Raw genomic sequence first — 26,467 nt, forward strand, 5'->3', positions numbered from 1 at the left:
CAAGGACGACACAGCGGGGGCGCCGACGGGGCTGCCGGAGGTTCCGCAGGTGCGTCCGTGAGGTACGAGCGGGTGCACCGTAGGGGCTGAAGGTTTCCGTGCCTGCGGTGTCCGAGCACGGGGCGAGGCGCGGCGGAGCCTCAGGGAAACACGGCCCTAGCCGACGGCGCGGTCCAGGTGGTCGCGCACGGAGCGGATGTGCTCGGGGCCGGTGCGGCAGCACCCGCCCACGAGCACGGCCCCGGCCGCGTACCAGTCCACGGCGGCCCTGCCGAACTCCTCGGGCTCGCTCGTACCCGTCCAGCGCCGGTGCGCCGCGTCCCAGACCTCGCCCGAGTTGGGGTAGGCCACCGCGGGGACGCCGGCCCCGGCGACGGCGCGCACCAGCGACGGGACGTGCCGGGGAGCGGTGCAGTTGACACCCACCGCCACCAGGCGCCCGGCGGCGTGCAGCGGGGCGAGCTCGGCGACGGCCTCGCGCAGGGGGGTGCCGTCGTTGACGCGCTCGCCGTCCCGGCAGGAGAAGCTGATCCACGCGCGGGCGCCGGGGGACTCCTCCAGCAGCCGGGCCAGGGCCCGTGCCTCGGGCACCGAGGGGACGGTCTCGCAGGCGATCAGGTCCGCCCCGGCGTCGGCGAGCACCCGCCACCGCTCCCGGTGCCAGGAGTACAGGCCGTCCTCGTCCAGGTCGTAGTCGCCGGTGTACTCCGAACCGTCCGCCAGCGCCGCGCCGTAGGGGCCCACCCCGGCTGCGACCAGGCCGCGGCCGAAGGCGTCGCGCTCGGCCCGCGCCAGCTCCACCGACCGGGCGACCAGCGCGCGGGCCTCCGCCTCGCCGACGCCCCGGGCGGTGAACGCCGGAACGCTCGCCTGGTACCCGGCGGCGATCGCCACGTCCGCGCCCGCCTCGAAGTAGTCGCGGTGCGCCCGGCGGACCAGCTCGGGCGCCTCGGCCAGCAGCCGCGCCGACCAGAGCCCGCCGCCCAGGTCGCAGCCGTAGGACTCCAGGCGGGTCGCCAGCCCGCCGTCGAGCACCAGCGGACGCCCGCCGGAAGCGGTTCCGGGCATGTCGAACCTCCACGCACGAGGATCCCTCCAGCTTAGGCCGGGCGTGCGCTCCGCGGCCCCGGCGGTCCCGTGCCCGCGGGCCTTCCGAGGCACCCCCGCGCCAGGGCCCCGGCCGGGGAAGCAGGTGCGCGAGGGGAGCGGTCCGTCCACAGGACACCGGACGGCCATCGACGCGTTCGGCGCGGCACACGTAACCTGGGCCGAACACCCGGTTCGGGAAACTCCGGCTGACGCAGCGTGGAAATTACCGACCGGTCGTCCGCAGCGGTTAACCTCCACACGTGCCACCGGTAATGCGACCTGAACACACGCCACTTCGTCCCCTGTCCGCCCTCGCAGCGCTGCTCGGGCCGGACTCCACCCTCCTGCGCCCGGACCTCGGCGCGGACCGACCCCCCGAGGTGCCCGACAGGGAGGTACACGTAAGGGGCATCACCCACGACTCCCGGAAGGTGGGCCCCGGCGACCTGTACGCCGCGCTGCCCGGGACCCGCGCCCACGGCGCCGACTTCGCCGCGCACGCGGCCGGGGCGGGCGCCTCCGCGATCCTCACCGACCCGGCCGGGGCGGAGAGGGCCGCCGCCACCGGGCTGCCCGTGATCGTGGTCCCCGACGCACGCGCCGCACTGGGCCGGGCGGCCTCCTGGATCTTCAAGGACCCCGCCCAGGACCTGCTGCTGATCGGCACCACCGGTACCAGCGGCAAGACCACCGTCACCTACCTGGTCGAGTCCGGTCTGCGCCGCGCCGGGATGCACACCGGCCTGGTCGGCACCGTGGAGATGCGCGTGGGCGACGAGCGCGTCGTGTCCTCGCTCACCACCCCCGAGGCCACCGACCTGCACGGCCTGTTCGCCCTCATGCGCGAACGGGGCGTCACCGCCGCGGCCATGGAGGTCTCCAGCCACGCCCTGGCGCTGGGCCGGGTCGGCGGTACGCGCTACGACGTCGCGGTCTTCACCAACCTGTCGCAGGACCACCTGGACTTCCACTCCGACCTGCGCGACTACTTCGACGCCAAGGCCCGCCTGTTCACCCCCGAGTACTGCGACATCGCGGTGGTCAACGCCGACGACCGGTTCGGCCGGGCCCTCGTGGACATGGTGGAGGCCGACGGCAGCGTCCCCGTCACCACCTTCTCCGTGGAGGGCCACACCGACGCCGACCCCGCCACCGCCATGGAGGCCGACTGGCAGGCCGTGGACGTGCGTCTGGGCGCCACCGGCAGCGCCTTCCGCATCGTCGGCCCCGGCGGCATGGAGGCGGACGCCTCCGTCTCCCTGCCCGGCCCCTTCAACGTGTCCAACGCGATGGCCGCCATCGTCGGACTGGTCGAGGCCGGACTGCCGCTGGAGACCGCGATCGCCGGGGTGGCCGACGCGCCGGGCGTACCCGGCCGAATGGAGCCGGTCGTGGCGCGCGACGTCTCCCACGCCTTCCAGGACTTCACCGCGCTCGTCGACTACTCCCACAAGCCCGGGGCCATCGAGGCGGTCCTGACCGCCCTGCGCGCCACCACCGAGGGCGCCGTGACCATGGTGGTCGGCTGCGGCGGTGACCGCGACCGCGCCAAACGCCCGCTCATGGGCGAGGCCGCCGCGCGCCTGGCCGACCAGCTCATCATCACCAACGACAACCCGCGCACCGAGGACCCCCTCACCATCGCCACGTCGATGCTGGAGGGGGTCGCCAAGGTCCCCGAGGACCAGCGGGCCCGCGTCACGGTGGAGTTCGACCGCACCGAGGCCATCCGCCTGGCCGTCGAGCGCACCCAGCCGGGCGACGTGGTGGTCGTCGCGGGCAAGGGCCACGAGACCGGCCAGTACGTCAAGGGCGAGATCCTGCCCTTCGACGACCGCGAGGTGCTGCGCTCGATGATCGAGGAGCACCTCGGGATGAGCGCCCGCGAGCGGTTGGGAGTAGCCCTCCAGGACGTCCACCGGGTGCCTGACGAGGGATAACACGCCAGAGGCCACTGGTCGGAGCAGCCGGGAGGAGGGGGCGCGGGCACGGCCCGCGCCCCCTCCTCGCGCCGGTCCCCGGGCGTTCGCGACACGGCGCCGGGGAACCGAACGGTTACGAAGCGGAGCATATTGCTGCACACAGGCCCTGGAGGGACCCCGGACTCCCCAATATGTTCTAAGGTAGGTCCGGCAATCGCAGCCCGACACGTGCCGCCCACGGTGGCGCCCATGACGCGGCCTATGCCGACACCGTGGTGAGGCCCGGCGCGGCAGCGCACGGCTTCCGCGGTGCCATCCCCTGACCTGACTCCGGCCGGGTGGCCAGCCGCCCCTGTGGCGCCGTGGACCGGGCCTGACATGAGGAGTGGATTTGATCGCGCTCACGCTCGATCGGATCGCTGAGATCACCCAAACCGCCATAGGCGGATCAGCGCGCCCCGACGCCGTCGTCGACGGCCCCGTCGTCATCGATTCGCGGCAGGCAGCGCCCCGCGCGCTCTTCGCCGCCCTGGGCGGTGAGCACGTCGACGGGCACGACTTCGCCGCCTCCGCGGTCGAGGCCGGAGCGGTGGCCGCACTGGTCTCCCGCCCCGTCGACGCACCGCACCTCCTGGCTCAGGGAGGAGACGACGGGGTGGTCGAGGCACTGGCCCGGCTCGCCCGGTACACGGCCCTGGAACTCAGCGATCCCCGGCGCGGAGCGGAGCGGACCGAGATCGTCGCGGTCACAGGCTCCTCCGGCAAGACCACCACCAAGGACCTCATCGCGCAGGTCGTGGGCCGCGCGGGTCCGACCATCGCCCCGGCCGGCTCGTTCAACAACGAGATCGGCCACCCCCTCACCGTGCTCCGCGCCGACACCGGCACCCGGCACCTGGTCCTGGAGGTCGCCGCACGGGGCATCGGGCACATCGCCCACCTGTGCCGCGTGGCCCCGCCCCGGATCGGTGTGGTCCTCAACGTCGGCAGTGCCCACATGGGCGAGTTCGGCGACCGGGACACCATCGCCAAGGCCAAGGGCGAACTGGTCGAGTCGCTTCCCCCCGGCTCCGACGGCAGGGGCTCCGGAGGAGTCGCCGTCCTCAACGCCGACGACCCGAGGGTGAACGCGATGGCCTCGCGGACCCGGGCGCGCGTGGTCACCTACGGCCTGGCGGAGGAAGCGCACGTACGCGCCACCGACGTGGTCCTGGGAGACTCCGGCGCCCCCTCCTTCACCCTCCACCTGGGCGGGAGGCAGGCCCGGGTGGACCTGTCGCTCGTGGGCGCCCACCAGGTCTCCAACGCGCTGGCCGCCGCGGCGGTCGCCGACGAACTCGGTATGGACGTCGCCGATGTGGCCGAGGCGCTCGCCGCGGCCACCCCGGCCAGCCGGTGGCGCATGGAGGTCACCGAGCACGAGGGCGCCACACTCGTCAACGACGCCTACAACGCCAACCCCGAGTCCATGCGCGCGGCGCTGGCGACTCTGGGAGCGCTCGCCCGGGACCGCCGCTCGATCGCCGTCCTCGCCCACATGGCCGAGCTCGGCGAGGACGGGCACGTCGAGCACGAGAGGATCGGTGAGCTGGCCGCCCGCACGGGCGTGGCCCACCTGATCGTGGTCGGGGAGGCGGCCGAGGGCATCGCCTCCGGTGCCGAGAGCGCCGCCCGGCAGGGGCTGTGGCAGGGAGAGAGCGTTCGCGTGGCGGACGCTCCGGAGGCCGCAGCGGCGCTGCGCGAACGGTTGCGCACAGGAGACGTCGTCATTGTGAAGGGATCGCGCGTGGCAGCTCTCGAAAAGGTCATCGACATCATCACCGAAGGTGATGTCCAGTGATCGGCATCTCCATCGCGTCAGCGCTGGCGCTGATCGTCTCCATGGCGCTGATGCCGCCACTGATCAAGCTTCTGTACAGGTTCAAGTTCGGCCAGGAGGTACGCGACGACGGACCCGAGGGACACAAGACCAAGCAGGGCACGCCCACGATGGGCGGCGTCGTCGTCATCCTCGGCGCTGTGGTGGGCTACTTCGGCTCCCACCTGGTGCTGTGGCTGGTGCAGCCCTCCTCCACGGGGCCCACCGCCTCCGGCCTGCTGGTGATGTTCCTGTTCGTCGGCATGGGCTGTGTCGGCTTCCTCGACGACTTCATCAAGATCTACAAGCGCCGCAGCCTGGGCCTGCGCAGCGGCGCCAAGATGGTCGGCCAGGCCGTCGTCGGCGTGGGCTTCGCCTACGGCGTCACCCAGTTCCCCAACGGGTACGGTTACACCCCCGCGGCCCCCAGCCTCTCCTTCCTCCGCGACTTCGGCCCCCCGATGATGATCGGCCTGTTCATCCTCTGGGCGCTGTTCCTCATCGTCGGCTTCTCCAACGCGGTCAACCTCACCGACGGCCTCGACGGACTGGCCACCGGCGCGACCATCCTCTCCCTGTGCGCCTACGTCATCATCGGCAACTGGCAGCTGCGCCAGTCCTGCGTGTCCTACCTGTCGGACAGTTGCTACACGGTCCGAGACCCCCTGGACCTGGCCGTGGTGGCCGCCGCCGTGCTCGGCGCCTGCATCGCCTTCCTGTGGTTCAACGCCCCGCCCGCCAAGATCTTCATGGGCGACACCGGCTCCCTGGCGCTGGGCGGCCTGATCGTGGGCCTGGCCATCACCACCCGCACCCAGCTCCTGCTGCTGCTCATCGGCGGACTGTTCGTCATCATCACCATGTCGGTGATGATCCAGATCACCTCCTTCCGCCTCACCGGCAAGCGCGTGTTCCGCATGGCGCCGCTGCAGCACCACTTCGAGCTCAGGGGCTGGGCCGAACCCACCATCGTGATCCGGTTCTGGATCATCCAGGGCCTGTTCGTGGCGATCGCCATCGGGCTCTTCTACCTGGAATGGATGCCGAGGTAGGCATGTCGAACCACGCTGCCGACACACCGAACGACCCGGCCCCCGGCTCGGACGAGCTGGAGGGGCGGCTGGTCTGCGTCGCCGGTCTGGGGGTGTCCGGACCCCCGGTGGCCAGGGCGCTCCTGGCCCGGGGGGCCCGCGTGACCGTCGTCGACGGCCGCGACGACGACACCGTCCGCCCCGTCGCGGACGCGCTGAGGGAGGCCGGCGCCGAGGTGGTCCTGGGCGGGACCCCGCTGCCCGAGGGCTGCGACCTGGTCGTCACCTCGCCGGGCTGGCGCCCGGACTCCCCGCTGCTGGTCCGGGCCGCCGAGGCCGGGATCGAGGTCATCGGGGACGTCGAGCTCGCCTGGCGGCTCAAGCCCGCCGACCAGGTGTGGCTGGCCGTCACCGGCACCAACGGCAAGACCACCACCGTGCGGATGCTGGAGGCCATGCTCCGCGCCGACGGCCGCGACGCCCTGGCCGTCGGCAACGTCGGCACCCCCGTCATCGACGCCGTGCTGCCCGGCGCCGACGGCCGCGTCCACGACGTCCTGGCCGTGGAACTGTCCAGCTTCCAGCTGCACTGGTCCTCCAGCGTGCGCCCGCACGCCGCCACCGTGCTCAACATCGCCTCCGACCACCTGGACTGGCACGGTGGGATCGACCCCTACGCCCGGGCCAAGGGACGGGTGTTCGCGCCCGGCACCATCCGGGTGGCCAACACCGCCGACGCCTGGTCCACGCGCCTGGCCGAGGAGGAGGGCGACCCGCACACGCCCCTGGTGGGCTTTCGCCTGGACACCCCCCGCGCGGGCGAGGTCGGTGTGGTCGAGGACCTGTTGGTGGACCGCGCCTTCGTCGACGAGCCGCACAGCGGCGCCGAGGAGCTGGCCACGCTCGCCGACGTGCGCCCGGCCGCTCCGCACAACGTCGCCAACGCCCTGGCCGCCGCCGCGCTGGCCCGGTCGGTGGGCGTGGCGCCCGCGTCGGTCCGGGCGGGGCTGGCCGCCTTCGAACCGGAGCCGCACCGCATCGCGTTCGTGGCGACGGCGGGGGGAGTCGACTACGTCGACGACTCCAAGGCCACCAACCCGCACGCCGCCGCCGCGTCGCTGGGCGCCTACCCCTCCGTGGTCTGGATCGCGGGCGGCCTGCTCAAGGGGGCCGAGGTCGACGAGCTGGTGGCGGCGGCCGCCGACCGGCTGCGCGGGGCCGTGCTCATCGGCGCCGACCGCGCCCGTCTGCGCGAGGCCCTGGCCGAACACGCGCCCGAGGTGCCCGTGACTGAGGTCGAGGGACCCGCCGCCGACGCCCCCGAGGGCCACACCGTCATGGACGCGGTGGTCGCCGCCGCCGCCTCCCTGGCGAAGGAGGGGGACACCGTGCTGCTGGCACCGGCGGCCGCCTCCATGGACATGTTCACCAACTATCCCGAGCGGGGGCGCCTCTTCGCCGAGGCCGTCAGCCGACTGCTCTGAGTGGCGAAGGCCCGCCCGTGCGTGACAGAACACGCGCGGGCGGGCCGCGCCGTGCCCTCCAACACCCTCCCGGCGGCCAAAGATGGCCAACACGCGGAGAATGTCCACGGTTCCCTACCCGCCCGTACGCCAGTATTGAGGCGCTAGTGGTGCGGAGGGTGTGGATGGCGACGACGGCGGTTCCCCGGGCGGCCCGGCCCAAGAGGCGCGCGGCGACAACGGGACGTGTGGCGACGAACGGGCGCGAGCGCGCCCTGTGGCGTGAGTGGGCGCGGTCCCTGGACCGGCCGCTCACCTCCTACTACCTGATCCTGGGCACCGGGGTGCTGCTCATCGCCCTGGGCCTGGTCATGGTGCTCTCGTCCACGATGGTCAACTCCATCGCCGAGACCGGCTCGGCCTTCTCCATGTTCCAGAAGCAGATGGTCTCGGCCGCCATTGGCCTGCCCCTGATGTTCCTGGCCTCCCACATGCCCCAGCGGCTCTTCCGGAAGGTCGGCCACCCGGCGATGATCGTGGCGGCGGCGCTGCTGCTGCTCACCATCATCCAGGGCGTGGAGGTCAACGGCGCCACCCGCTGGCTGAACATCGGCGGCCTGATCGTGCAGCCCTCCGAACCCGCCAAGCTGGCCTTCGCCCTGTGGGGCGCCAACATCCTGGCCCGCAAGGACGAGCTGCGCGAGCTCACCGAGTGGCGGCACCTGCTCATTCCACTGCTGCCCGGCTGCGGCATGCTGGTCCTGCTGGTGATGCTGGGTTCCAACCTGTCCACGGCCCTGGTGTTCCTGGTCACCTTCCTGGGGCTGCTGTGGGTGGTCGGCGCTCCGGGCAGGCTCTTCGTGGCCATGTTCGGCCTGGTCCTGGGCCTGGCCGTCATCGCCATCGCCATCGAGCCCTACCGCATGGCACGCGTCACCAGCTTCCTGGACCCGGGCGCCGACCCCATGGACTCGGGGATGCAGGCCCTGCACGGGCTCTACGCGCTCGGCACCGGCGGGATCTTCGGGCTGGGCATCGGCGCCAGCCGCGAGAAGTGGGGCTTCCTGCCCTTCGCCGAGTCCGACTTCGTCTTCGCCATCATCGGTGAGGAGTTCGGCCTGATCGGCACCCTGCTCGTGCTCACCCTGTTCGGCATGCTGTGCTACGCCGGACTGCGCGTGGCCTTCCGCGTCAAGGAGCCCTTCCCGCGGCTCGCCGCCTTCGCCATCGTCACGTGGATCCTGGGCCAGGCCATGATCAACGTGGGCGCCGTCATCGGGGTGCTGCCCGTCACCGGCGTCCCGCTGCCCCTGGTCTCCTACGGGGGCTCGTCGCTGGTCTCCACCATGGTGGCCCTCGGCGTGCTCCTGGCGCTGGCCAAGACCGAGCCCCAGGCGAGGAAGACCCTGGAGGCCCGAGGTCCCAGCCGGGTACAAAGGGCTCTAAGCTGGCTGGGCCTGGAGAATGCCGCTGCCTCGGTGAACAACCGCGGCGCCGCGCCCTCCGGGCGCGCCACCACGACACGCGGCCCGCGCACGGCGGAGCCCCGCGGTGGCGGGACAACGGCCAAGCACAGGAGCGGACCGGTCCCTGCTGGTGACCGGCCAAGGAGGAATCGGCGACGATGAGGGTAGCCCTCGCCGGAGGCGGCACGGCCGGGCATATCGAGCCCGCACTCTCCCTTGCGGACGCGCTGCGGCGCATCGACCCCAGTACGGAGATCCTCTGCCTGGGCACCGAGCGGGGCCTGGAGACCCGCCTGGTGCCCATGCGCGGCTACGAGCTGGGCCTGATCCCGGCCGTTCCCCTGCCGCGCAGACTCACCCCCAAGCTGCTCACCGTTCCGGGCAAGCTCGCGGGCGCGCTCAGCGCGGCGGGCGAGCAGCTGGACCGGTTGCAGGCCGACGTCATCGTCGGCTTCGGCGGCTACGTGGCCACCCCCGGCTACCTGGCCGCGCGGCGCAGGCGCATCCCCATCGTCGTGCACGAGGCCAACCCCCTGCCGGGGCTGGCCAACCGGCTGGGCGCGCGCCTGACCCCGCACGTGTACACCGGGCACCCCCACACCCAGATCCGCAACGGCCGCTTCGTCGGCATCCCCCTGCGCCAGCAGATCACCACGCTCGACCGCCTGGCCATGGGGGACAAGGCGCGCGCCTACTTCGGCCTGCGCCACGACCTGCCCACCCTGCTGATCTTCGGCGGGTCCCAGGGTGCCCAGCGCATCAACGAGACCGCGTTCGCCGCCCGCGACGCCTTCCGCGACAGCGGTGTGCAGGTCCTGCACGTCGTCGGCCCCAAGAACGCCGAGGAACCCCAGGACCTCACCCAGGAGGGCATCCCCTACGTCGCCGTGCCCTACGTGGACCGCATGGACATGGCCTACGCCGCCGCCGACATGGCCATGTGCCGCTCCGGCGCGATGACCTGTTCGGAGCTGACCGCCGTCGGCCTGCCCGGCGCCTTCGTGCCCCTGGCCATCGGCAACGGCGAGCAGGCCCTGAACGCCGAGCCCATCGTCCAGGCGGGCGGCGGCCTGATGGTCGACAACGCCGACGTCTCCGTCGAGTGGATCACGCGGCAGCTCATCCCGGTGCTCACCGACACCGACCGGGTCGTGGCCATGTCCGAGGCGGCCGCCCGGATGGGCCGCCGCGACGCCGACATGGAACTGGCCCGCGAGGTCATGGCCATCGCTCGCGGCGACAAGCCCACCCCCGACCTGCCGCTGCCCGACGACGACGGCGAAGAGGTCCTCTACGACGACGGGAAGGACACCCGATGAGCCTGGTGCGGCCGACCGAGCCGATTCCCGTGGACAAGCTGGGGCGTACCCACTTCATCGGGCTGGGCGGTGCGGGTATGTCCGGCATCGCCCGTGTACTGCTGCAGTCCGGGGTTGAGGTCTCCGGCAGCGACGCCCGCGACAGCGACACCCTGCGCGAGCTGGAGGAGATGGGCGCCGACGTCCACGTGGGACACGCCGCCGAGAACCTCGGCACGGCCGAGACCCTCGTGGTCTCCTCCGCCATCCGCGAGGACAACCCCGAGCTGGCCGAGGCGCACCGCCGGGGCCTGCGTGTGCTGCCCCGGGCCGCCGCCCTGGGCGCGCTGCTGCTGGGCCGCGAGGGCATCGCCGTCTCCGGCACCCACGGCAAGACCACCACCACCTCCATGGTCACGGTCGTGCTCCAGCACCTGGGGGTCGACCCCGGCTACGTGATCGGCGGCAAGCTGGTCACCACCGGCCTGGGCGCCGACGCCGGCATGGGCGAGGTCATCGCGGTGGAGGCCGACGAGAGCGACGGCTCCTTCCTCATGCTCTCCCCGAAGATCGCCGTGGTCACCAACGTCGAGGCCGACCACCTGGACAACTACAGCGGCATCGAGGAGATCCACGCCAACTTCGCCTCGTTCGTCGACCGCGTCGAGCGCACCCTGATCGTGGGGGTCGACGACCCGGGCGCCCGGCAGGTGGCCGAGCTGGCCCGTGAGCGCGGGAAGAAGGTGCTCACCTACGGCGAGGCCGAGGACGCCGACTACCGGATCACCCGGGTGCTCGCACGCGGCTTCACCACCGAGTTCACCGTCCAGACCGCGGACGGCGACCCCGTGGACGGCCACATCGCCGTGCCGGGCCGCCACAACGTGCTCAACGCGGCCGCGGCCGTCGCCGTCGCCGACGAGATGGGCCACGACCTGGACGTGGCGGTGGAGGGCATCGCCGACTTCGCCGGCGCCGCCCGACGCTTCGAGCTCAAGGGCGAGGCGGGGGGCGTGGTCGTCTACGACAGCTACGCCCACCACCCCACCGAGATCGAGGCCGACCTGCACGCCACCAGGGCCGTGCTGGCGTCCTTCGCCGAGGAGGCCGAGGCGGCCGGTGAGATCGGTGAGGAGCGCCCCGGGGGACGGATCGTCGCCCTGTTCCAGCCGCACCTGTACAGCCGCACCCGCATCTTCGCCGAGGAGTTCGCCGCGGCGCTGAGCCTGGCCGACGAGGTCGTGGTCATGGAGGTCTACGCCGCGAGGGAGGACCCCGAACCCGGGGTCACCGGCGAGCTGATCACCTCGCGTGTGGACCACGACCGCGTGTGGTACGTGCCCGGCAGGGACGAGGTCGTGCGCAGGGTGGCCGAACTGGTCCGACCCGGCGACATCGTGCTCACCATGGGCGCGGGCGACGTCACCGAGCTGGGTCCGCGCATCGTGGACGCCGTCGCCGGGGCGGCCGACGACGCCCGGGGCTGACCGCGGGGCCGTGCCGCCCGCCTGCGCACGGGGACCGGGGACCGAGGCCCCGTCCGCACGTCGGGCCGTCCCCGGCCGGTACGGGGCGGGCACGGACCGGGACGAGCACACAGTGGGGAGGCACAGGTGGACGCCGAGCGGGACGAGACCGCCGTGGAGGCCGGGCCGCGCGGGAGGTCCGACCCGTGGAAGGTCACCTTCGTGGCGCTGCTGGTGGTCGCCCTGGTCTGCGTGGTCACCTGGATCCTGCTCGGCTCCCGGCTGCTCGTGGTCCGCGACATCACGGTCACCGGAGTGGAACGGGTCCCGAAGGAGGAGGTGGTCGCGGCCTTGGACGTGGCCACCGGCACACCCCTGCTCCGGGTCGACCTCGACCGGAGCGGCGAGCGCGCCGAGTCCCTGCTCCTGGTGGAGTCGGCCACGGTCGAACGCGGCTGGCCCGCCACCCTGGAGGTCGAGGTGGTCGAGCGCCGGCCCCTGCTGGCCGTCCAGGTGGGGGAGGAGTACCGGCTCGTGGACGGTGACGGTGTGCGCATCGAGGACTCCGGGAACCGTCCCGACGCCTACCCGCTGGTCCGGGTCACCGGGGAGATCGAGGGCAACGGGGGCGTCCGCGCGGCCGCGGACATCGTCGAACAGGCTCCGGACTCCCTCATCACCCGGATCCGGCTCATCGACGCCACCGAGTCCGACGCGATCGCCGTCGAGCTCACCGACGGCTCCCTCGTCGAGTGGGGCTCGTCGGAGGGCACGGCCGACAAGAGTGCCATCCTGAAGGTGCTCATGAGAGAGCACCCGCCCCAGGAGGGGCGTGTGTACGACGTGGCGACCCCCGATCTGGCCATCGTCAGGTGAAGCGGTCTTCAGGACCTGGAAAAGGAGAGGACGCCGCGGGCGGAACCGTTCACCGTCCGGCACGGGTGCCTCCGGGACACGTGTGGCCAGGTCCGGGACGGTACGCGCGGACATTCCAGACGCGACGCGCCGAGGCAGCACATCGCTTCCCCGTGTCGTGCGACGTTAGGCTGAACCCGTCACCGGTTGCCCGTGGTCGGCGGTCCGCTTACTGTCGGGAAGCACAACCAACGTCAACAAAGCAGCAAAACACGCTTTTCGGGTACGCAGGAACCGTTCCATCCCGTTTCACGGCGGACCACACCGGTCCCGCCGGGCAGACGGAAGACGGAAGACGGAACCGGCGGCCCGGGGTCTCCCGACCACGGCGTTGCACACGCCCCGTCGGAGAACCCGAAACGCACACTGTAGAACCGGATGCCGGTCCGGCGGCGTACCCGGTGGCACACAGCCACCGGTTGCGGAGGCGGAGCGGCGTATGCGAGCGGAAAGGCCCCTCGTCGTGGCAGCACCGCAGAACTACCTCGCGGTCATCAAAGTCGTCGGCATCGGCGGCGGCGGTGTCAACGCCGTCAACCGAATGATCGAAGAGGGGCTCAAAGGCGTCGAGTTCATCGCCATCAATACCGACGCCCAGGCGCTGTTGATGAGCGACGCCGACGTCAAACTCGACGTCGGCCGTGAACTCACCCGCGGCCTGGGAGCCGGAGCCAACCCCGACGTCGGCCGCAGGGCCGCCGAGGACCACCGGGAGGAGATCGAGGAGGTCCTCAAGGGGGCCGACATGGTCTTCGTGACCGCCGGTGAGGGCGGTGGCACGGGCACCGGCGGCGCCCCGGTCGTGGCCAACATCGCCCGTTCCCTGGGCGCCCTCACCATCGGTGTGGTCACCCGCCCCTTCGGCTTCGAGGGCAAGCGGCGCGCGACCCAGGCCGAGTCGGGGATAGCGATGCTCCGCGAGGAGGTCGACACGCTCATCGTGATTCCCAACGACCGGCTGCTGTCCATCTCCGACCGCCAGGTCAGCGTGTTGGACGCCTTCAAGGCCGCCGACCAGGTCCTGCTCTCCGGTGTGCAGGGCATCACCGACCTGATCACCACACCGGGACTGATCAACCTGGACTTCGCCGACGTCAAGTCGGTCATGTCGGGGGCGGGGTCGGCACTCATGGGCATCGGTTCCGCACGCGGGGACGACCGGGCGGTCGCGGCGGCGGAGATGGCGATCTCCTCACCACTCCTGGAAGCGAGTATCGACGGTGCCCACGGTGTGCTGCTGTCCATCCAGGGCGGCTCCGACCTGGGACTGTTCGAGATCAACGAGGCGGCACAGCTCGTCGCGAACTCGGCGGCCCCCGAGGCCAACATCATCTTCGGCGCCGTCATCGACGACGCCCTGGGCGACGAGGTCCGGGTCACCGTCATAGCGGCCGGTTTCGACGAGCCGGAGATCACGGGACCGGTGGTGAGGGAGCGCCGTCCGGTGGACCCTCCTGAGGCCGTCGTCCCCAAGGCAGGCATCACGTTCGCCAAGGAGGAGTCGTCCGCTCCGGCGGCGCCCGCCGAGGCGGGCGCGAGCGGGACGTCGGCCACCAGCATGCCGTGGATCACGCAGAACCGTTCGGCCGAGTCCGCCCCGGAGGCGGCCCGTCCGCAGACACCGCCGGTCCAGCAGCAGGCCCAGCCGCAGCAGGCCCAGCAGCCCGTGCAGCAGCCGGTCCAGCCACAGCCCGTGCAGCGGCAGGCCCAGCAGCCGGTCGAGGCCGAGCCCGCTCCGCGGGAGCGGCCCGCACCGGTCGAGCAGGACACCGGGGCGCAGACCCCGGCCCACGGCACGTCCGCCTTCACCGAGCAGGCTCCGCCCGCGGCTCCGGCGGCCGAGCCCGCCGCCGAGGAGCCGCAGGCCGCCCAGGAGGAGCCGTCCGCGTACGGGGAGGGCCAGTCCAGCCGCATCCACGCCGTCGCGGACTCCACCGCCGAGCGGCGGGGAGAGGCACCCACGCCCCGCCGCCGGGTCATCTTCGACGACCCCGACGACCTGGACGTGCCGGAGTTCCTGAAGTAGCCGCCCCACCCGGGACCTTCGTCCCGGGACCGGGGGCGGCCGTGCGCGGTTCCTCCTCGAAGGAGGCGGCGCGCGGCCGGGCCCTCGGTGGTGGGGACGCCGCCCGGTACCTCGGCGCGACCGCCTCCGCCGGCGCCGCCGGAGGCCCACCACCGGGACGGCCGGGCCCCGTGAGCCCGAAACGGCGGTGGTAGGGTCCTGGACCGGGGGGACGGCGGGGTCGGTAACGGCCAGGCCGGTAACGGCCACCTTTCTTCTTTCCTCGGAAAAACCCTTCGCCCGGGCCCGACCGGGACGCCGGTGCCCGCGCCGGATCCATGGTCCGCGGTGCGCACCGGTCCCCTCCCGAGGAGCGGGAGGACGCGAACGGATGGGCAACGTCATCGACCTTGGGCACGGGGTACGCGCCTCCGTCACCGAGCGGCACGGCGGGGTGAGCGCCCCGCCCTACGACTCGCTCAACCTGGGACTGGGTTCGGGCGACGACCGCGGGACGGTACTCGCCAACCGCGAGACCGCCGCCCGGGACCTGGGACTGGACACCGGCCGGATCGTGTGGATGAACCAGGTGCACAGCGCCGACGTCCTCGTGGCGACCGAACCCGGCGGTGTGGGCACCTGCGACGGTGTGGTCACCACCCGTCCGGACCTGGTCCTGGCCTCGCTGGCCGCCGACTGCCTGCCCGTCCTGGCCGCCGACGCCGAGGCGGGCGTGCTGGGCGCCGCCCACTCCGGACGCCTCGGCACCGCCCACGGGGTGGCCGCCAACCTGGTCGAGGCCATGGCCGGCCAGGGCGCCCGCGCCGACCGGATCACCGTCTTCCTCGGCCCGTCCATCTGCGGCGGGTGCTACGAGGTACCGCCGCGGGTACGGGACGAGACCGCCCGCGACACCCCCGAGGCGGCCTGCACCACCAGGAGGGGCACCGCCGGAGTGGACATGCGCGCCGCCGTCACCGCCCAACTGCGCCGTGCGGGCGTCACCGACATCCGCGCCGACGGTCGCTGCACCCTGGAGAGCCCCGAGCTGTTCTCCCACCGCCGGAACGCGCCGACCGGAAGGTTCGCGTCCTTCCTCTGGCGGACCTGACTGTCGTACCGGGCCGCCAGGATGTGTTCCAGAGATCACAGGGGCCACCGGGGTCACACAGGTACTTCCTGCTTCCCGGTGACCAGCCGCCCCGTAGGCCCCACCGCTTTCCCGGCGGGAGGGGTGGTGGACGCGCCCCGTCCCCGCCGACCGGGGTGGCGGCCACCGGGACCGTGTAGTACGCACGAGAGTGCGGGAAGTAACAGCAGTGGGATCCGTCCCAGGGAAGGAAGACCGTGACACACGCCGACCCCGCTCGCGTCGAGCGGGTCCGCGCCAACCTCGCCGCCGTACGGGGCAGGATCGAGGCGGCCTGCGCCGCGGCCGGACGAAGCCCCGAGGAGGTGTCGCTGGTCGCCGTCACCAAGACCTATCCGGCCTCCGACGTACGGATCCTCGCCTCCCTCGGAGTCACCGACGTGGGGGAGAACCGCGACCAGGAGGCGGCCCCCAAGGCCGCCGAGACCGCCGACCTCGGTCTGACCTGGCACTTCGTCGGCCAGTTGCAGACCAACAAGGCCCGGTCGGTGGCCTCCTACGCCGACGTCGTGCACTCGGTCGACCGCGCCAGACTGGCCCGCGTCCTGGGCGACCGCGCCGCCGCGGCCGACCGCCGCCTCACCTGCCTGGTCCAGGTCAACCTCGACGAGGACTCGCGGGCCGGGGTGATCGGGCCGCGCGGTGGCGTCGATCCCAATGACGCCCTCGAAATCGCCGCGCGGATCGACGAGCACGAGGCGCTCACCCTCGGCGGTGTGATGGCGGTCGCTCCCCGCGGGGGCGACCCCGGAGCCGCGTTCGCACGGCTTCGCACGGTCGCCGACCGGATCCGCGATCGCCACCCTCTGGCGACGGTGATCTCCGCGGGTATGAGCGCGGACCTCGAAGCGGCGGTCGAGCGAGGCGCGACACACCTGCGGCTCGGTACGGCGTTGCTCGGCAACCGGGAACCGATCGTGGGGTAATGTCCCCACATAGACCTTGGAGCCCGTCTGTGGAATTCGCCCCAATGGGCGCCCACCCCCAGAACACGGGGCTGGACGGGTCAGTACGGAGGAGTCGGCGCGGTGAAGGCCGCGGGGACGACGGAGGGCATGAGATGGCCGGCGCGATGCGCAAGATGGCGGTCTACCTCGGCCTCGTGGAGGACGACCGTTACGACCACCGCTATGCGGACGAATATGATGAGTTCGACGATTTCGACGAGGGAGTGGACGAGCAGCGCGCCCGCGACGCTGACAGCCCACCCGGCGAGGAAGCACGAGGCGACGCAGTGATGGACACCGGCGGATACCTGGGTACAGGTGAACGACGCGGTGGCTCGACCGCGACCGCTTCCACCGCCGACCTCGCGCGAATCACCACGCTCCACCCCCGCACCTACAACGAGGCGCGTACCATCGGAGAGCACTTCCGGGAGGGCACGCCGGTGATCATGAACCTGACCGAGATGGTCGACAGCGACGCCAAGCGTCTGGTCGACTTCGCGGCTGGCCTGATCTTCGGTTTGCATGGCAGTATCGAACGCGTCACCAACAAGGTGTTCCTGCTGTCCCCGGCCAACGTCGAGGTGACCGCCGAGGACAAGGCGCGGATCGCCGAGCGAGGGTTCTTCAATCAGAGCTAGAACATCACTTTTGTCCAGAGATTGGGTCGAGGAACGACCGTGAGTATCGTCCTGTCCGTGCTGATCTTCCTCCTGCAGCTCTTCATTTTCGTGCTGTTGGCGAGGGTGATCCTGGAGATGGTGCAGTCCTTCTCCAGAACGTGGCGCCCCACGGGGTTCGTGCTCGTGATCGCCGAGATCGTGTACACGATCACCGACCCGCCACTGAGGTTCCTGCGTAGGTTCATCAAGCCCGTACGCCTGGGGAGCATCTCCCTCGACCTGAGCGTCTTGGTCCTCTTCATCGGTGTGTACATCTTGATTGCCCTGCTCACCCCTTTTGCCCGGTAGGGAAGAGGCGGAGGGCGGAAGGTCCGCCCCGGATTCCGCTATGTGGTCTTGGTCATGATCCGGATTGCCGTAAGGTCACGATCGGGTAGCGTCCCTACGGACAGACTCCAAGCGCGCCAAGGAGACGAAGATGCCGCTAACACCCGCCGATGTGCGGAACAAGCAGTTCAGTACGACCCGGCTTCGACCGGGATACGACGAGGAAGAGGTCGACGCCTTCCTCGACGAGGTCGAGTCCGAACTCGACCGCCTGATCCAGGAGAACGAGGAACTGCGCGGCAAGCTGGCCGAGTGCCTGCGGGGCAAGGTACCCAACGCCGGTATGCAGGACTTCCAGGAGCAGGCCCCGGAGCAGCAGCACGAGCAGATGCGCCCGGAGCCGGTCCAGGCACCCCAGGCCGTCGAGCCGCAGCCCCAGGCCCAGCAGCAGATGCCGATGACCGGCGCGAACCTGGCCATGGGCGGCGAGGAGAACATGGACACGGCCGCCCGCGTCCTGGCCCTCGCCCAGCAGACCGCCGACCAGGCGATCTCCGACGCGCGCCGCGAGGCCGACGAGACCCTCGGCCGGGCCCGCCACGAGTCCGAGGACATCCTCGGCAAGGCCCGCCAGCAGGCCGACCAGATCATCGGTGAGGCCCGCGCCCGCTCGGAGAACCTGGACCGGGACGCCCAGGAGCGCCACCGCCAGGTCATGGGCAGCCTCGTGCAGCAGCGCGAGGAGCTGGAGCACAAGGTCAACGTCCTCAAGGGCTTCGAGCGCGAGTACCGCAGCCGCCTGAAGGACTACTTCGAGCGCCAGCTGCGCGAGCTCAACGAGGAGAACAAGCCCGCGGAGCCCAACCCGAACACCACGGGCGGCTTCCAGACGATGGCTCCGCAGACCGGCGGCGCGCCCGCCCTCCAGCAGCACGGCCCCGCAGCGGGCAACCCGTTCGGGCAGCCCGAGCCCGCCCAGCACGGTGGGTTCCACCCGGGCGAGGCTCCGCACGAGCGTCGCTGACGATCAGGCGGCATCTGCTCCGAACAACTGAAGACTCCGGCACAACACGTGTAAAGGCCCTGGTCGATCCGTGATCCTTAGCATCCTCGCAACCGTGGCGGTGCTGGCGGCCATCGCCGTCATCGCGGCTGCCCTGGTTCTCGCCGAAACCGTCCTGGTGTACGTCGCACTGGGACTGGCAGGCATCAGCGTCCTCCTGCTGCTGGGGGCGCTCGTCCAGGGAAGGTCCGGCGGGGACGACCCGGATCGCTTCGGGACGGACGGTTTGGGGAAGGCGTCCGTCCACACCGAGCCCGCCTACGCGGCGGCACAGGGCACACACGTGGAACCGGAGCACTCCGGGCGCGTACCCGCGCCGGTCTCCGGACCGGTGCGGGAACTCCCTCTCCAGGAGCGGCACTCCTGGCCGGCTCCGGCGTCGGACGACTCCGGCCACGAGGAGCCGGAGTACGACGTTCCCCGCTGGCAGACTCCCACGGCCCACGACTGGCCGGAACCGGACACGGTGGCCGCCGGCCCCGCTCCGGTCGAGGAGGAGCCCCTCCGCCGGGAGACCCCCGCCGAGGGCGGCTGGCGGATCCCCGCCCAGGCATCCGAGGAGCGGGTGGCCGACACGGCCCCCGAACCGGATCCCGGTCCCAAGCCCGGGGCCGGGGACGAGTCCGGTGAGCACACCCCGGACGCCTCCCCCTTCTCCTACAGCATTCCCGGCCGTCCCTCCGAGGGGGAGCCCGAGGAGGACGTCTTCGAGGAGGCCTCCGCCGGCGGTTCCGGGGACTGGTCGGAGGAGCCCGAGGAGGACGTCTTCGAGGAGGCCTCCGCTGGAGGCACCGGGGACTGGTCGGAGGAAGAGGACTGGGGGACGGGGGAAGAGGTCGAGGCGGACGCCGCCGAGGGCCTCTCCGCCGGCGGTTCCGGGGACTGGTCGGAGGAGCCCGAGGAGGAGGCCTCCGCCGACGGCGCCGAGGACCGGACAGAGGGAGAGGACCGGACAGAGGAAGAGGAGGAGGCGGCTGACACGGCCGCCGACTCCCCGGGCGCCTCCTCCTTCTCCTACAGCATTCCCGGCCGTTCCCCCGAGGGGGAGCCCGAGGAGGACGTCTTCGAGGGGGAGGACGGCACCGAGGCGGACGAGGACGGCGGGGAGGGGCCCGGAGCGGTGGCCGACGAGGACTCCGAGCCCTCGGAGCCCTTCAGCTACCGCGTTCCCGTGGGCCCCTCGGACGGGACGGCCGAGGAGGACGAGGGCTCCGAAGCCCCCGAGGACTCCGAGGACCTCGGGGAGGACGGGGAGGACGACTCCGCCGTGGTCCACGCCGCCGCCTCGGAGGGTGACCCGGGCAGCGGCTCCGACGACGGCCGCTGAACCCGCACACGAAGACGGGCGCCGCTCCGGCAGGAGCGGCGCCCGTCCGCGTTGACGGCCCCGGTCAGGCCTTGCGGAGCCCGAACGCCACACCGAACTCGTCGGAGGAGACGGTGTACAGCTCCCCGCCCGGGTCGCCGGGCGCGAACGTGTCGGCCAGGACCTCGGCGGCGATCGCCCGGCCGTGCTCGTCGAGCGCCAGCTCGGTGGCCTCGTCCGTGGCCGACCACCACACCTCGATACGGTCCGACACGTCCAGCCCGCTCCTCTTGCGGGCGTCCTGGAGCATCCGGACCATCTCGCGGGCCAGCCCGGAGCGGCGCAGCTCAGGCGTGAGCTCCAGGTCCAGGGCGACGGTCTCGCCGGACTCGGACGCCACCGTCCAGCCCTCGCGGGGCTGCTCGGTCACCAGCAGCTCGTCGGAGCTGACCTCCACCGGCTCGTCCTCGACGTGGACCCGGGCCCAGCCGGTGTCGCGCACCTGCCGCACCAGGGCGGCCGGGTCGGCGGCCTGGACGGCCTTGGCCACCAGCGGCGTGCGCTTGGCGAACCGCTTGCCCAGTGCGCGGAAGTTCGGCTTCACGACGTAGTCCACCAGGTCGCCGCCCACCGAGGACAGCGAGTCCAGCGAGGCCACGTTCAGCTCGTCCGCGATCTGGCCGCGCAGCTGCTCCGGCAGGTCCGCGAAGCCCGAGGCGCCCACCAGGGCGCGGGCCAGCGGCTGACGGGTGCGCACCGCCGAGTCCACCCGGGCCGAGCGGCCCAGCTCCACCAGGCGGCGGGTCAGCGCCATGTCGGCGGACAGCCCCGGGTCGATGAGGTCCTCGCGCACCTTCGGCCACGGGGCCAGGTGTACCGAGTCCGGTGCGTCCGGGCGTCGCAGCGCCGACCACACGTGGTCGGTCAGGAACGGCACGATCGGCGCCATCAGCAGCGTGACGGTCTCCAGCGCCTCGAACAGCGTCGCGAAGGCCGCCGCGCCCTCGGGAGTGCCGGCCCCGCCCCAGAAGCGGCGGCGGGAGCGGCGCACGTACCAGTTGGACACGTCGTCCACGAAGGCGGTCAGGCGGCGACCGGCCGTGGTGGTGTCGAAGGAGTCCATCGCCTCGGTGACGTCCCGGACGACCTCGTTCAGCTCCGAGAGCAGCCACCGGTCCAGCAGCGGCCGGTCCTGCGGCTCGGGGGCCGAGGCCAGCCTGGAGTGGTCCCAGCCCTCACCGGCGTTCGCGTACAGGGTGAGGAAGGAGACGGTGCTGTAGTAGGTCAGCAGCACCTTGCGGACGATCTCCTCCAGGGCGGCGTGGCCCACCCGGCGGGCGGTCCACGGCGAGCCGCTGGCCAGCATGAACCAGCGCAGCGCGTCGGCGCCGTGCCGGTCCATCACCGGGATCGGCTCCATGACGTTGCCCAGGTGCTTGCTCATCTTGCGGCCGTCCTCGGCGAGGATGTGGCCGAGCACGACCACGTTCTCGAAGGAGTTGCGGCCGAACACCAGGGTGCTCACCGCCAGCAGCGAGTAGAACCAGCCCCGGGTCTGGTCGATGGCCTCGGAGATGTACTGCGCCGGGAAGTTGGCCCGGAAGGTCTCCTCCTGGCGCTGCGGGGCGCCCCACTGGGCGAAGGGCATGGATCCGGAGTCGAACCAGGCGTCGATGACCTCGGGGACGCGGCGGGCCACCCGCTCCTCCTCGGGCAGGGAGGGGTCGGCGTCCGGGTCGGGGATGACGATGTCGTCGACGTAGGGCCGGTGCGGGTCCAGGGAGGACAGGTCCCGCCCGCTGAGGCGGCCCAGCTCCTCCAGGGAGCCCACGCAGATCTGGCGGCCGTCGGGGAACTCCCAGATCGGCAGGGGGGTGCCCCAGTAGCGGTTGCGGGACAGCGCCCAGTCGACGTTGCCGCGCAGCCACTCGCCGAAGCGGCCCTCCTTGACGTTCTCCGGCACCCAGTTGGTGGCCTGGTTCTGCCTGATGAGCTCGTCCTTGACCGCGGTGGTGCGGATGTACCAGGACGGGAGCGCGTAGTACAGCAGCGCGGTGTGGCAGCGCCAGCAGTGCGGGTAGGAGTGCTCGTAGGCCACGTGGCGAAAGAGCAGGCCGCGGTCCTTGAGGTCGCGGACCAGGGTCTTGTCGGCCTCCTTGAAGAACACCCCGCCCACCAGGGGCAGTTCGGCCTCGAAGGTGCCGTCCGGGCGGACCGGGTTGACCACGGGCAGGCCGTAGGCGCGGCACACCAGCATGTCGTCGGCACCGAAGGCGGGCGACTGGTGGACCAGGCCGGTACCGTCCTCCACCGTGACGTAGTCGGCGAGCACGATGTAGTGGGCGGGCTCGTCGAAGGCCACCAGGTCGAAGGGGCGCTGGTAGGTCCAGCGCTCCATCTCGTCGCCCTCGAAGCTCTCACCGGTGAGCTCCCAGCCCTCGCCGAGCACCTTCTCGAAGAGCGGACGGGCCACGAGCAGGCGCTCGTTCCCGTCGGTGGCCACCACGTACTCCACCTCGGGGTGCACGGCCACGGCGGTGTTGGACACCAGCGTCCACGGAGTGGTCGTCCACACCAGCAGCGAGGTGGGGTGCTCGGGCGAGGCCAGCGGGCCGGAGGTCACCGGGAAGCGCACGTACACCGACGGGTCGGTGACGGTCTCGTAGCCCTGGGCCAGCTCGTGGTCGGACAGGGTGGTGCCGCAGCGCGGGCAGTAGGGGCTGATCCGGTAGTCGCGGACCAGCAGCTCCTTGTCCCAGATCTGCTTGAGCGCCCACCACACCGACTCCACGTACTGCGGGTCCATGGTGCGGTAGGCCTCGTCCATGTTCACCCAGTAGCCCATGCGCTCGGTCATGGCGGTGAACGCGTCCACGTTGCGCAGGACCGACTCGCGGCAGCGGTCGTTGAACTCGGCGATGCCGAAGGACTCGATGTCCTTCTTGCCGGACAGGCCCAACTCCTTCTCCACGGCGACCTCGACGGGCAGGCCGTGGCAGTCCCAGCCCGCCTTGCGGTCCACGTGGTAGCCGCGCATGGTGCGAAAGCGCGGGAAGACGTCCTTGAACGCGCGGGCCTCGACGTGGTGCACGCCGGGCTGGCCGTTCGCGGTGGGCGGGCCCTCGTAGAAGACCCAGTTGGGGCCGCCGCGGGTCTGGTCGAGCGAGCGCTGGAAGACGTTCTCCTTCGACCAGCGGCCGAGGATCTCGCGCTCCATGGCGGGCAGGTCGATCTGCGCGGGCAGCTGGGGCAGCGCGCGGGATTCGGGCCGGGGGTCGTTGGCCACCGTCGTACCTTTCCATCAGGGGTGTTCCTGACGGAGGGACGAGGCGCACGGCCCCGCGGTACCACCCTCCTTGGACCACGGCCACGCCGCAGGACGGCGAGGTCACGGATCCCTCTTCGTTGCGCTGTGCCGGTTCTACTGGGGCGCTCGCCGCGCTGGCGCCCGTTCTTCCGGCGGCTCCGGGGTGATCTTCGCGCTGGTCGTGCCCCCGGGCTCCCACCACCCCCGGGTCGCTTGGCCGGACCAGCCCTCCTAGGCTGTGTCCGTCCGGTCGGGGCCAGCACTACTCGTCCCCATCGACACCTGGAGTCAGGATAACGCAGCGGGTGAGGCCCGCCGCGCAGTTCGTGGAAGGGGGCCGTCTGGTGAAGGGCGTGCAAGGTGCGGTCCTGGTGACACTGCCCGACCGTGAGGACGCCGAGGAGCTGGCCGAGCAGCTCCTGGAGCAGAACTACGAGCCGTGCCTGGTGCACCGCGACATGCTCGCGGGCGAGGACGACGCCGAGGACGTGGACTGGGTGATCGAGGTGCACACGGGGCCGCACGGCGGTCCGGCGGTGTTCGACGAACCCCACCTGTCGGCCCTGGCGCAGGACTACGGCGGTTTCGCGGTCGCGGAGTGACCGCTTCCGTGGGCCGGCCGGGACCGCGTGCGGCCGTACGCCGGACGGGCGGAAAGGACTTGGTGCGCGCGGCCGGGACCGTGAGAATGCGGGCATGATGATTCGCAGAGCCGTGCCCGAGGACGGTCCGGCCGTCGCCGAGGTGCAGGTCCGCGCCTGGCGGACCGCCTACCGGGGCCTCGTCCCACAGGACTACCTGGACGCCATGGACACCGTCCGGCGGGGCGCCCGGTGGACGGACCGGATCGACGGGGCCGCCTGGCCGGGCGCCGGGATGCTGGTCGCCGAGGGGGACGGCGAAGTGGCGGCCTTCGCCTGCTTCGCCCCCGCCGAGGAGGGCGGCGGGCAGGCCGGGAGGGGCGCGGGGGAACCGCTCGAACTGGAGGCCTTCTACTCCCTCCCCGAGGTGTGGGGGAGCGGGGTCAACCAGCGGCTGATCACAGGTGTGCACGAGGCCCTCGCCGCGGCGGGGTGCGCCGAGGCCGTCCTGTGGGTGCTCCGGGACAACCCGCGCGCCCGGCGCTTCTACGCCGCCCACGGCTGGGAGGCCGACGGAACCGTCACCGAGGAGGGGCCCATCAACGGCGTGGTCCTGCCCCGGGTGCGGTACCGCCGGAAGTTCTGAGGGCCGTGGCGCCTTGTACGGGTGGGGCACCCGGGCTTTCCCGGAACCGTCCGGGGCACTGCCCGGGAGGGCGTGCGGGGAGGGAACGCGCGGTCCGGCGGGCTCCGGCCCGGCGCCTTCCAGCACGAACGCGATCCGGCGTTGGCCTACAATACTCGTGACCTGTTCGCCGAACGCGAGCGGGCGATCGAACGGATGGACGCGGGAACCCACGGGGGTCTGTGACACATGCGGTCGGGCCACCGGGAGGGCACGCCTTCGGGCCTCTCCGCGCACGGCCCCGTGCGTCACCCGCACACAGCGCGAGGAGCGTCGCTGACTGAGGTAGAGCCCTCCGGGGACAGCAACACGACCACGACCGACAACACCGGCGTCCGTCCGCGCAGGTACCTTCTCCTGCTGCTCGTCGCGTTCGCCGCGATCGGCGTCGACCTCCTCACCAAGGAGTGGGTCCTGTCGGCCTTCTCCGAGGGCGAGAGACTCGACGTCATCGGCAGCATCCTCCAGTTCACCCTGGTGTTCAACACCGGTGCCGCCTTCTCCATGGGCACCGATTTCACGTGGGTGTTCACCTGCATCGCCAGCCTCGTGGTCCTCACCATCGGCTACATAGGCCTGCGCGTGCGCAACGGCTGGTGGGCGGTGACGCTCGGCCTGATGATGGGCGGCGCCGCAGGAAACCTGCTGGACCGCCTCTTCCGCGACCCCGCACCCTTCCACGGCGCGGTGGTCGACTTCATCAGCGTGGGGAACTTCCCGGTCTTCAACATCGCCGACTCGTGCGTGGTCGTGGGCGCGGTCCTGGTGGTGGTGCTGACCTTCAGGGGGCTCAACCTGGACGGAAGCGTCGTCGTGGACGAGCGCGAGGAGGACGGCGGAGGCGCCGCCGGCGCCGACGGCCCCGGAGAGCAGGACGGCGGCGGTGACGTGAACTCCGGCACCGGTGAGGACGACATGAGAGGGGGGAGAGGCCAGTGAGCGACACCCGCAGCCTGCCCGTGCCCGACGGCCTGGAGGGCGACCGGCTCGACTCGGCCATCGCCCGCATGTTCGGCCTGTCCCGTACCCGGGCCGCCGAACTCATCGGCGAGGGCGAGGTACTGGTCGACGGCTCCGAGGCGGGCAAGTCCGACCGCGTCCAGGCGGGGGCCTGGCTGGAGATCACCCTCCCGCCGCCGCCCACCGCCCCCGTCCCGCGCCCCGAGCCCGTTCCGGGCATGCGGATCGTGCACGAGGACGCCGACATCATCGTGGTGGACAAGCCGGTCGGCGTGGTCGCCCACCCCACGGTCGGCTGGACCGGGCCCACCGTCCTGGAGGGCCTCCTGGCCTCCGGGGTGCAGGTGGCCACCGGAGGCGCCGCCGAGCGCCAGGGCATCGTGCACCGGCTGGACGCCAACACCACCGGTCTGATGGTGGTCGCCAAGAGCGAGATCGCCTACAGCGCGCTCAAGCGGGCGTTCAAGGAGCGCACCGTGGACAAGCGCTACCACACGCTCGTCCAGGGACACCCCGACCCGTTCCGGGGGACCGTGGACGCGCCGATCGACCGGCATCCGTCCGGTGACGGGCGCTGGGCCGTGGTCGCGGGCGGGCGCCCGTCGGTGACGCACTACGACACGCAGGAGGCCTTCCGGGCCGCCAGCCTGCTGGAGATCAAGCTGGAGACGGGCCGCACCCACCAGATCCGGGTGCACATGGCCGCGCTGCGGCACCCGTGCGTGGGCGACACGCTCTACGGGGCCGACCCGACGCTGGCCGAGAGGCTGGGCGTGCGCCGCCAGTGGCTGCACGCGGTACGGCTGGGCTTCGAGCACCCCGGCGAGCACCGCCCGGTGGAGTTCTCCAGTCCCTACCCGGACGACCTCGCCGCCGCGATCGACGTCCTGCGCGAGGACTGACCCGGCCGGAGCGGGTGGCCGGCACCCGGCCTCCCCGCCTCCCGGTGGCGCCGCCCACAGGTGTGCGGGCGGGGACCGCGCCCTCCGGGGGATGGTCGGGGCC

The 26,467-nt window shown here is 72.0% G+C and carries 21 protein-coding genes and 1 pseudogene; 20 read left to right on the top strand and 2 right to left on the bottom strand.

What is annotated here, in order from left to right:
- Positions 1 to 156 precede the first annotated feature (156 nt).
- Positions 157 to 1,068, bottom strand: coding sequence for a homocysteine S-methyltransferase (mmuM, locus tag NOSIN_RS04395; RefSeq protein ID WP_077689504.1), 912 nt, complete (start codon positions 1,066 to 1,068; stop codon positions 157 to 159).
- Positions 1,069 to 1,361: 293 nt separating this feature from the next.
- Here mmuM and NOSIN_RS04400 point away from each other — a divergent pair, with 293 nt between their 5' ends.
- From NOSIN_RS04400 to NOSIN_RS04470, 15 genes are all read left to right on the top strand, one after another.
- Complete coding sequence (locus NOSIN_RS04400; RefSeq protein WP_077689505.1) at positions 1,362 to 3,029, top strand: UDP-N-acetylmuramoyl-L-alanyl-D-glutamate--2,6-diaminopimelate ligase; 1,668 nt, start codon at positions 1,362 to 1,364, stop codon at positions 3,027 to 3,029.
- Positions 3,030 to 3,402: 373 nt separating this feature from the next.
- Complete coding sequence (locus tag NOSIN_RS04405) at positions 3,403 to 4,851, top strand: UDP-N-acetylmuramoyl-tripeptide--D-alanyl-D-alanine ligase (protein ID WP_077689506.1); 1,449 nt, start codon at positions 3,403 to 3,405, stop codon at positions 4,849 to 4,851.
- A 41-nt stretch (positions 4,852 to 4,892) separates the two neighbouring features.
- Positions 4,893 to 5,921, top strand: coding sequence for a phospho-N-acetylmuramoyl-pentapeptide-transferase (mraY, locus tag NOSIN_RS04410; RefSeq protein WP_218909564.1), 1,029 nt, complete (start codon positions 4,893 to 4,895; stop codon positions 5,919 to 5,921).
- Positions 5,922 to 5,923: 2 nt separating this feature from the next.
- On the top strand, positions 5,924 to 7,384 hold the full coding sequence (gene murD / locus NOSIN_RS04415; protein WP_077689508.1) for a UDP-N-acetylmuramoyl-L-alanine--D-glutamate ligase: 1,461 nt from the start codon (positions 5,924 to 5,926) through the stop codon (positions 7,382 to 7,384).
- Positions 7,385 to 7,548: 164 nt separating this feature from the next.
- Positions 7,549 to 8,991, top strand: a complete 1,443-nt coding sequence (ftsW, locus tag NOSIN_RS04420; RefSeq protein ID WP_077693400.1) for a putative lipid II flippase FtsW — start codon at positions 7,549 to 7,551, stop codon at positions 8,989 to 8,991.
- Positions 8,988 to 10,148: an undecaprenyldiphospho-muramoylpentapeptide beta-N-acetylglucosaminyltransferase gene (gene murG / locus NOSIN_RS04425; protein WP_077689509.1), complete on the top strand. Its 1,161-nt coding sequence runs from the start codon at positions 8,988 to 8,990 to the stop codon at positions 10,146 to 10,148. The genes ftsW and murG overlap by 4 nt, the downstream gene beginning before the upstream one ends.
- Positions 10,145 to 11,614: a UDP-N-acetylmuramate--L-alanine ligase gene (murC, locus tag NOSIN_RS04430; protein ID WP_077689510.1), complete on the top strand. Its 1,470-nt coding sequence runs from the start codon at positions 10,145 to 10,147 to the stop codon at positions 11,612 to 11,614. The genes murG and murC overlap by 4 nt, the downstream gene beginning before the upstream one ends.
- 126 nt (positions 11,615 to 11,740) lie before the next feature.
- The gene (locus tag NOSIN_RS04435; protein WP_077689511.1) at positions 11,741 to 12,469 is read left to right on the top strand and encodes a cell division protein FtsQ/DivIB; all 729 of its coding nucleotides are present in this window, start codon (positions 11,741 to 11,743) and stop codon (positions 12,467 to 12,469) included.
- A gap of 502 nt (positions 12,470 to 12,971) precedes the next feature.
- Positions 12,972 to 14,534 (top strand): cell division protein FtsZ, encoded by a 1,563-nt coding sequence (gene ftsZ / locus NOSIN_RS04440; protein WP_077689512.1) that lies wholly within the window; start codon positions 12,972 to 12,974, stop codon positions 14,532 to 14,534.
- Between the two features lie 370 nt (positions 14,535 to 14,904).
- Positions 14,905 to 15,624 (top strand): peptidoglycan editing factor PgeF, encoded by a 720-nt coding sequence (gene pgeF / locus NOSIN_RS04445; protein ID WP_077689513.1) that lies wholly within the window; start codon positions 14,905 to 14,907, stop codon positions 15,622 to 15,624.
- Positions 15,625 to 15,860: 236 nt separating this feature from the next.
- On the top strand, positions 15,861 to 16,589 hold the full coding sequence (locus NOSIN_RS04450) for a YggS family pyridoxal phosphate-dependent enzyme (RefSeq protein ID WP_077689514.1): 729 nt from the start codon (positions 15,861 to 15,863) through the stop codon (positions 16,587 to 16,589).
- A gap of 134 nt (positions 16,590 to 16,723) precedes the next feature.
- Positions 16,724 to 17,251: a cell division protein SepF gene (locus NOSIN_RS04455; RefSeq protein WP_077689515.1), complete on the top strand. Its 528-nt coding sequence runs from the start codon at positions 16,724 to 16,726 to the stop codon at positions 17,249 to 17,251.
- A gap of 39 nt (positions 17,252 to 17,290) precedes the next feature.
- Positions 17,291 to 17,581, top strand: a complete 291-nt coding sequence (locus NOSIN_RS04460) for a YggT family protein (protein ID WP_077689516.1) — start codon at positions 17,291 to 17,293, stop codon at positions 17,579 to 17,581.
- Between the two features lie 130 nt (positions 17,582 to 17,711).
- Complete coding sequence (locus NOSIN_RS04465; RefSeq protein ID WP_077689517.1) at positions 17,712 to 18,584, top strand: DivIVA domain-containing protein; 873 nt, start codon at positions 17,712 to 17,714, stop codon at positions 18,582 to 18,584.
- Positions 18,585 to 18,654: 70 nt separating this feature from the next.
- Positions 18,655 to 19,950, top strand: a complete 1,296-nt coding sequence (locus NOSIN_RS04470; protein ID WP_143832849.1) for a hypothetical protein — start codon at positions 18,655 to 18,657, stop codon at positions 19,948 to 19,950.
- Positions 19,951 to 20,014: 64 nt separating this feature from the next.
- Here the strand turns inward: NOSIN_RS04470 and ileS are convergent, their stop codons facing one another.
- A complete protein-coding gene (ileS, locus tag NOSIN_RS04475) occupies positions 20,015 to 23,215 on the bottom strand; it encodes an isoleucine--tRNA ligase (protein ID WP_077689519.1) in 3,201 nt (1,066 codons plus the stop codon).
- Positions 23,216 to 23,577: 362 nt separating this feature from the next.
- On the opposite strand from ileS, the gene NOSIN_RS04480 reads away from it, so the two are divergent.
- From NOSIN_RS04480 to NOSIN_RS04500, 5 genes and pseudogenes are all read left to right on the top strand, one after another.
- Positions 23,578 to 23,838 (top strand): divalent-cation tolerance protein CutA, encoded by a 261-nt coding sequence (locus NOSIN_RS04480; protein ID WP_077693401.1) that lies wholly within the window; start codon positions 23,578 to 23,580, stop codon positions 23,836 to 23,838.
- A 94-nt stretch (positions 23,839 to 23,932) separates the two neighbouring features.
- A complete protein-coding gene (locus NOSIN_RS04485) occupies positions 23,933 to 24,463 on the top strand; it encodes a GNAT family N-acetyltransferase (protein ID WP_077689520.1) in 531 nt (176 codons plus the stop codon).
- Positions 24,464 to 24,577: 114 nt separating this feature from the next.
- Positions 24,578 to 24,782, top strand: a pseudogene (locus NOSIN_RS27620) (TraR/DksA family transcriptional regulator); the annotation flags it as partial.
- The gene (lspA, locus tag NOSIN_RS04495; RefSeq protein WP_227015005.1) at positions 24,779 to 25,441 is read left to right on the top strand and encodes a signal peptidase II; all 663 of its coding nucleotides are present in this window, start codon (positions 24,779 to 24,781) and stop codon (positions 25,439 to 25,441) included. The pseudogene NOSIN_RS27620 and the gene lspA, both read left to right, overlap by 4 nt.
- Entirely contained in the window at positions 25,438 to 26,364 is a 927-nt protein-coding gene (locus NOSIN_RS04500) for an RluA family pseudouridine synthase (protein WP_077689522.1), read from the top strand. The genes lspA and NOSIN_RS04500 overlap by 4 nt, the downstream gene beginning before the upstream one ends.
- Positions 26,365 to 26,467: the final 103 nt, after the last annotated feature.

It is taken from the genome of Nocardiopsis sinuspersici, from assembly GCF_001998325.1.
In the GTDB taxonomy this organism is placed as follows: Bacteria; Actinomycetota; Actinomycetes; order Streptosporangiales; family Streptosporangiaceae; genus Nocardiopsis; species Nocardiopsis sinuspersici.

Excerpts from the sequence above, each read along its gene's own strand:
- mraY (WP_218909564.1), top strand. The coding sequence starts at position 4,893 with ATGGCGCTGATGCCGCCACTGATCAAGCTTCTGTACAGGTTCAAGTTC.
- NOSIN_RS04485 (WP_077689520.1), top strand. The coding sequence starts at position 23,933 with ATGATGATTCGCAGAGCCGTGCCCGAGGACGGTCCGGCCGTCGCCGAG.
- murC (WP_077689510.1), top strand. The coding sequence starts at position 10,145 with ATGAGCCTGGTGCGGCCGACCGAGCCGATTCCCGTGGACAAGCTGGGG.
- NOSIN_RS04455 (WP_077689515.1), top strand. The coding sequence starts at position 16,724 with ATGGCCGGCGCGATGCGCAAGATGGCGGTCTACCTCGGCCTCGTGGAG.
- pgeF (WP_077689513.1), top strand. The coding sequence starts at position 14,905 with ATGGGCAACGTCATCGACCTTGGGCACGGGGTACGCGCCTCCGTCACC.
- murD (WP_077689508.1), top strand. The coding sequence starts at position 5,924 with ATGTCGAACCACGCTGCCGACACACCGAACGACCCGGCCCCCGGCTCG.
- murG (WP_077689509.1), top strand. The coding sequence starts at position 8,988 with ATGAGGGTAGCCCTCGCCGGAGGCGGCACGGCCGGGCATATCGAGCCC.
- NOSIN_RS04465 (WP_077689517.1), top strand. The coding sequence starts at position 17,712 with ATGCCGCTAACACCCGCCGATGTGCGGAACAAGCAGTTCAGTACGACC.
- ftsW (WP_077693400.1), top strand. The coding sequence starts at position 7,549 with ATGGCGACGACGGCGGTTCCCCGGGCGGCCCGGCCCAAGAGGCGCGCG.
- NOSIN_RS04400 (WP_077689505.1), top strand. The coding sequence starts at position 1,362 with ATGCGACCTGAACACACGCCACTTCGTCCCCTGTCCGCCCTCGCAGCG.
- mmuM (WP_077689504.1), bottom strand. The coding sequence starts at position 1,068 with ATGCCCGGAACCGCTTCCGGCGGGCGTCCGCTGGTGCTCGACGGCGGG.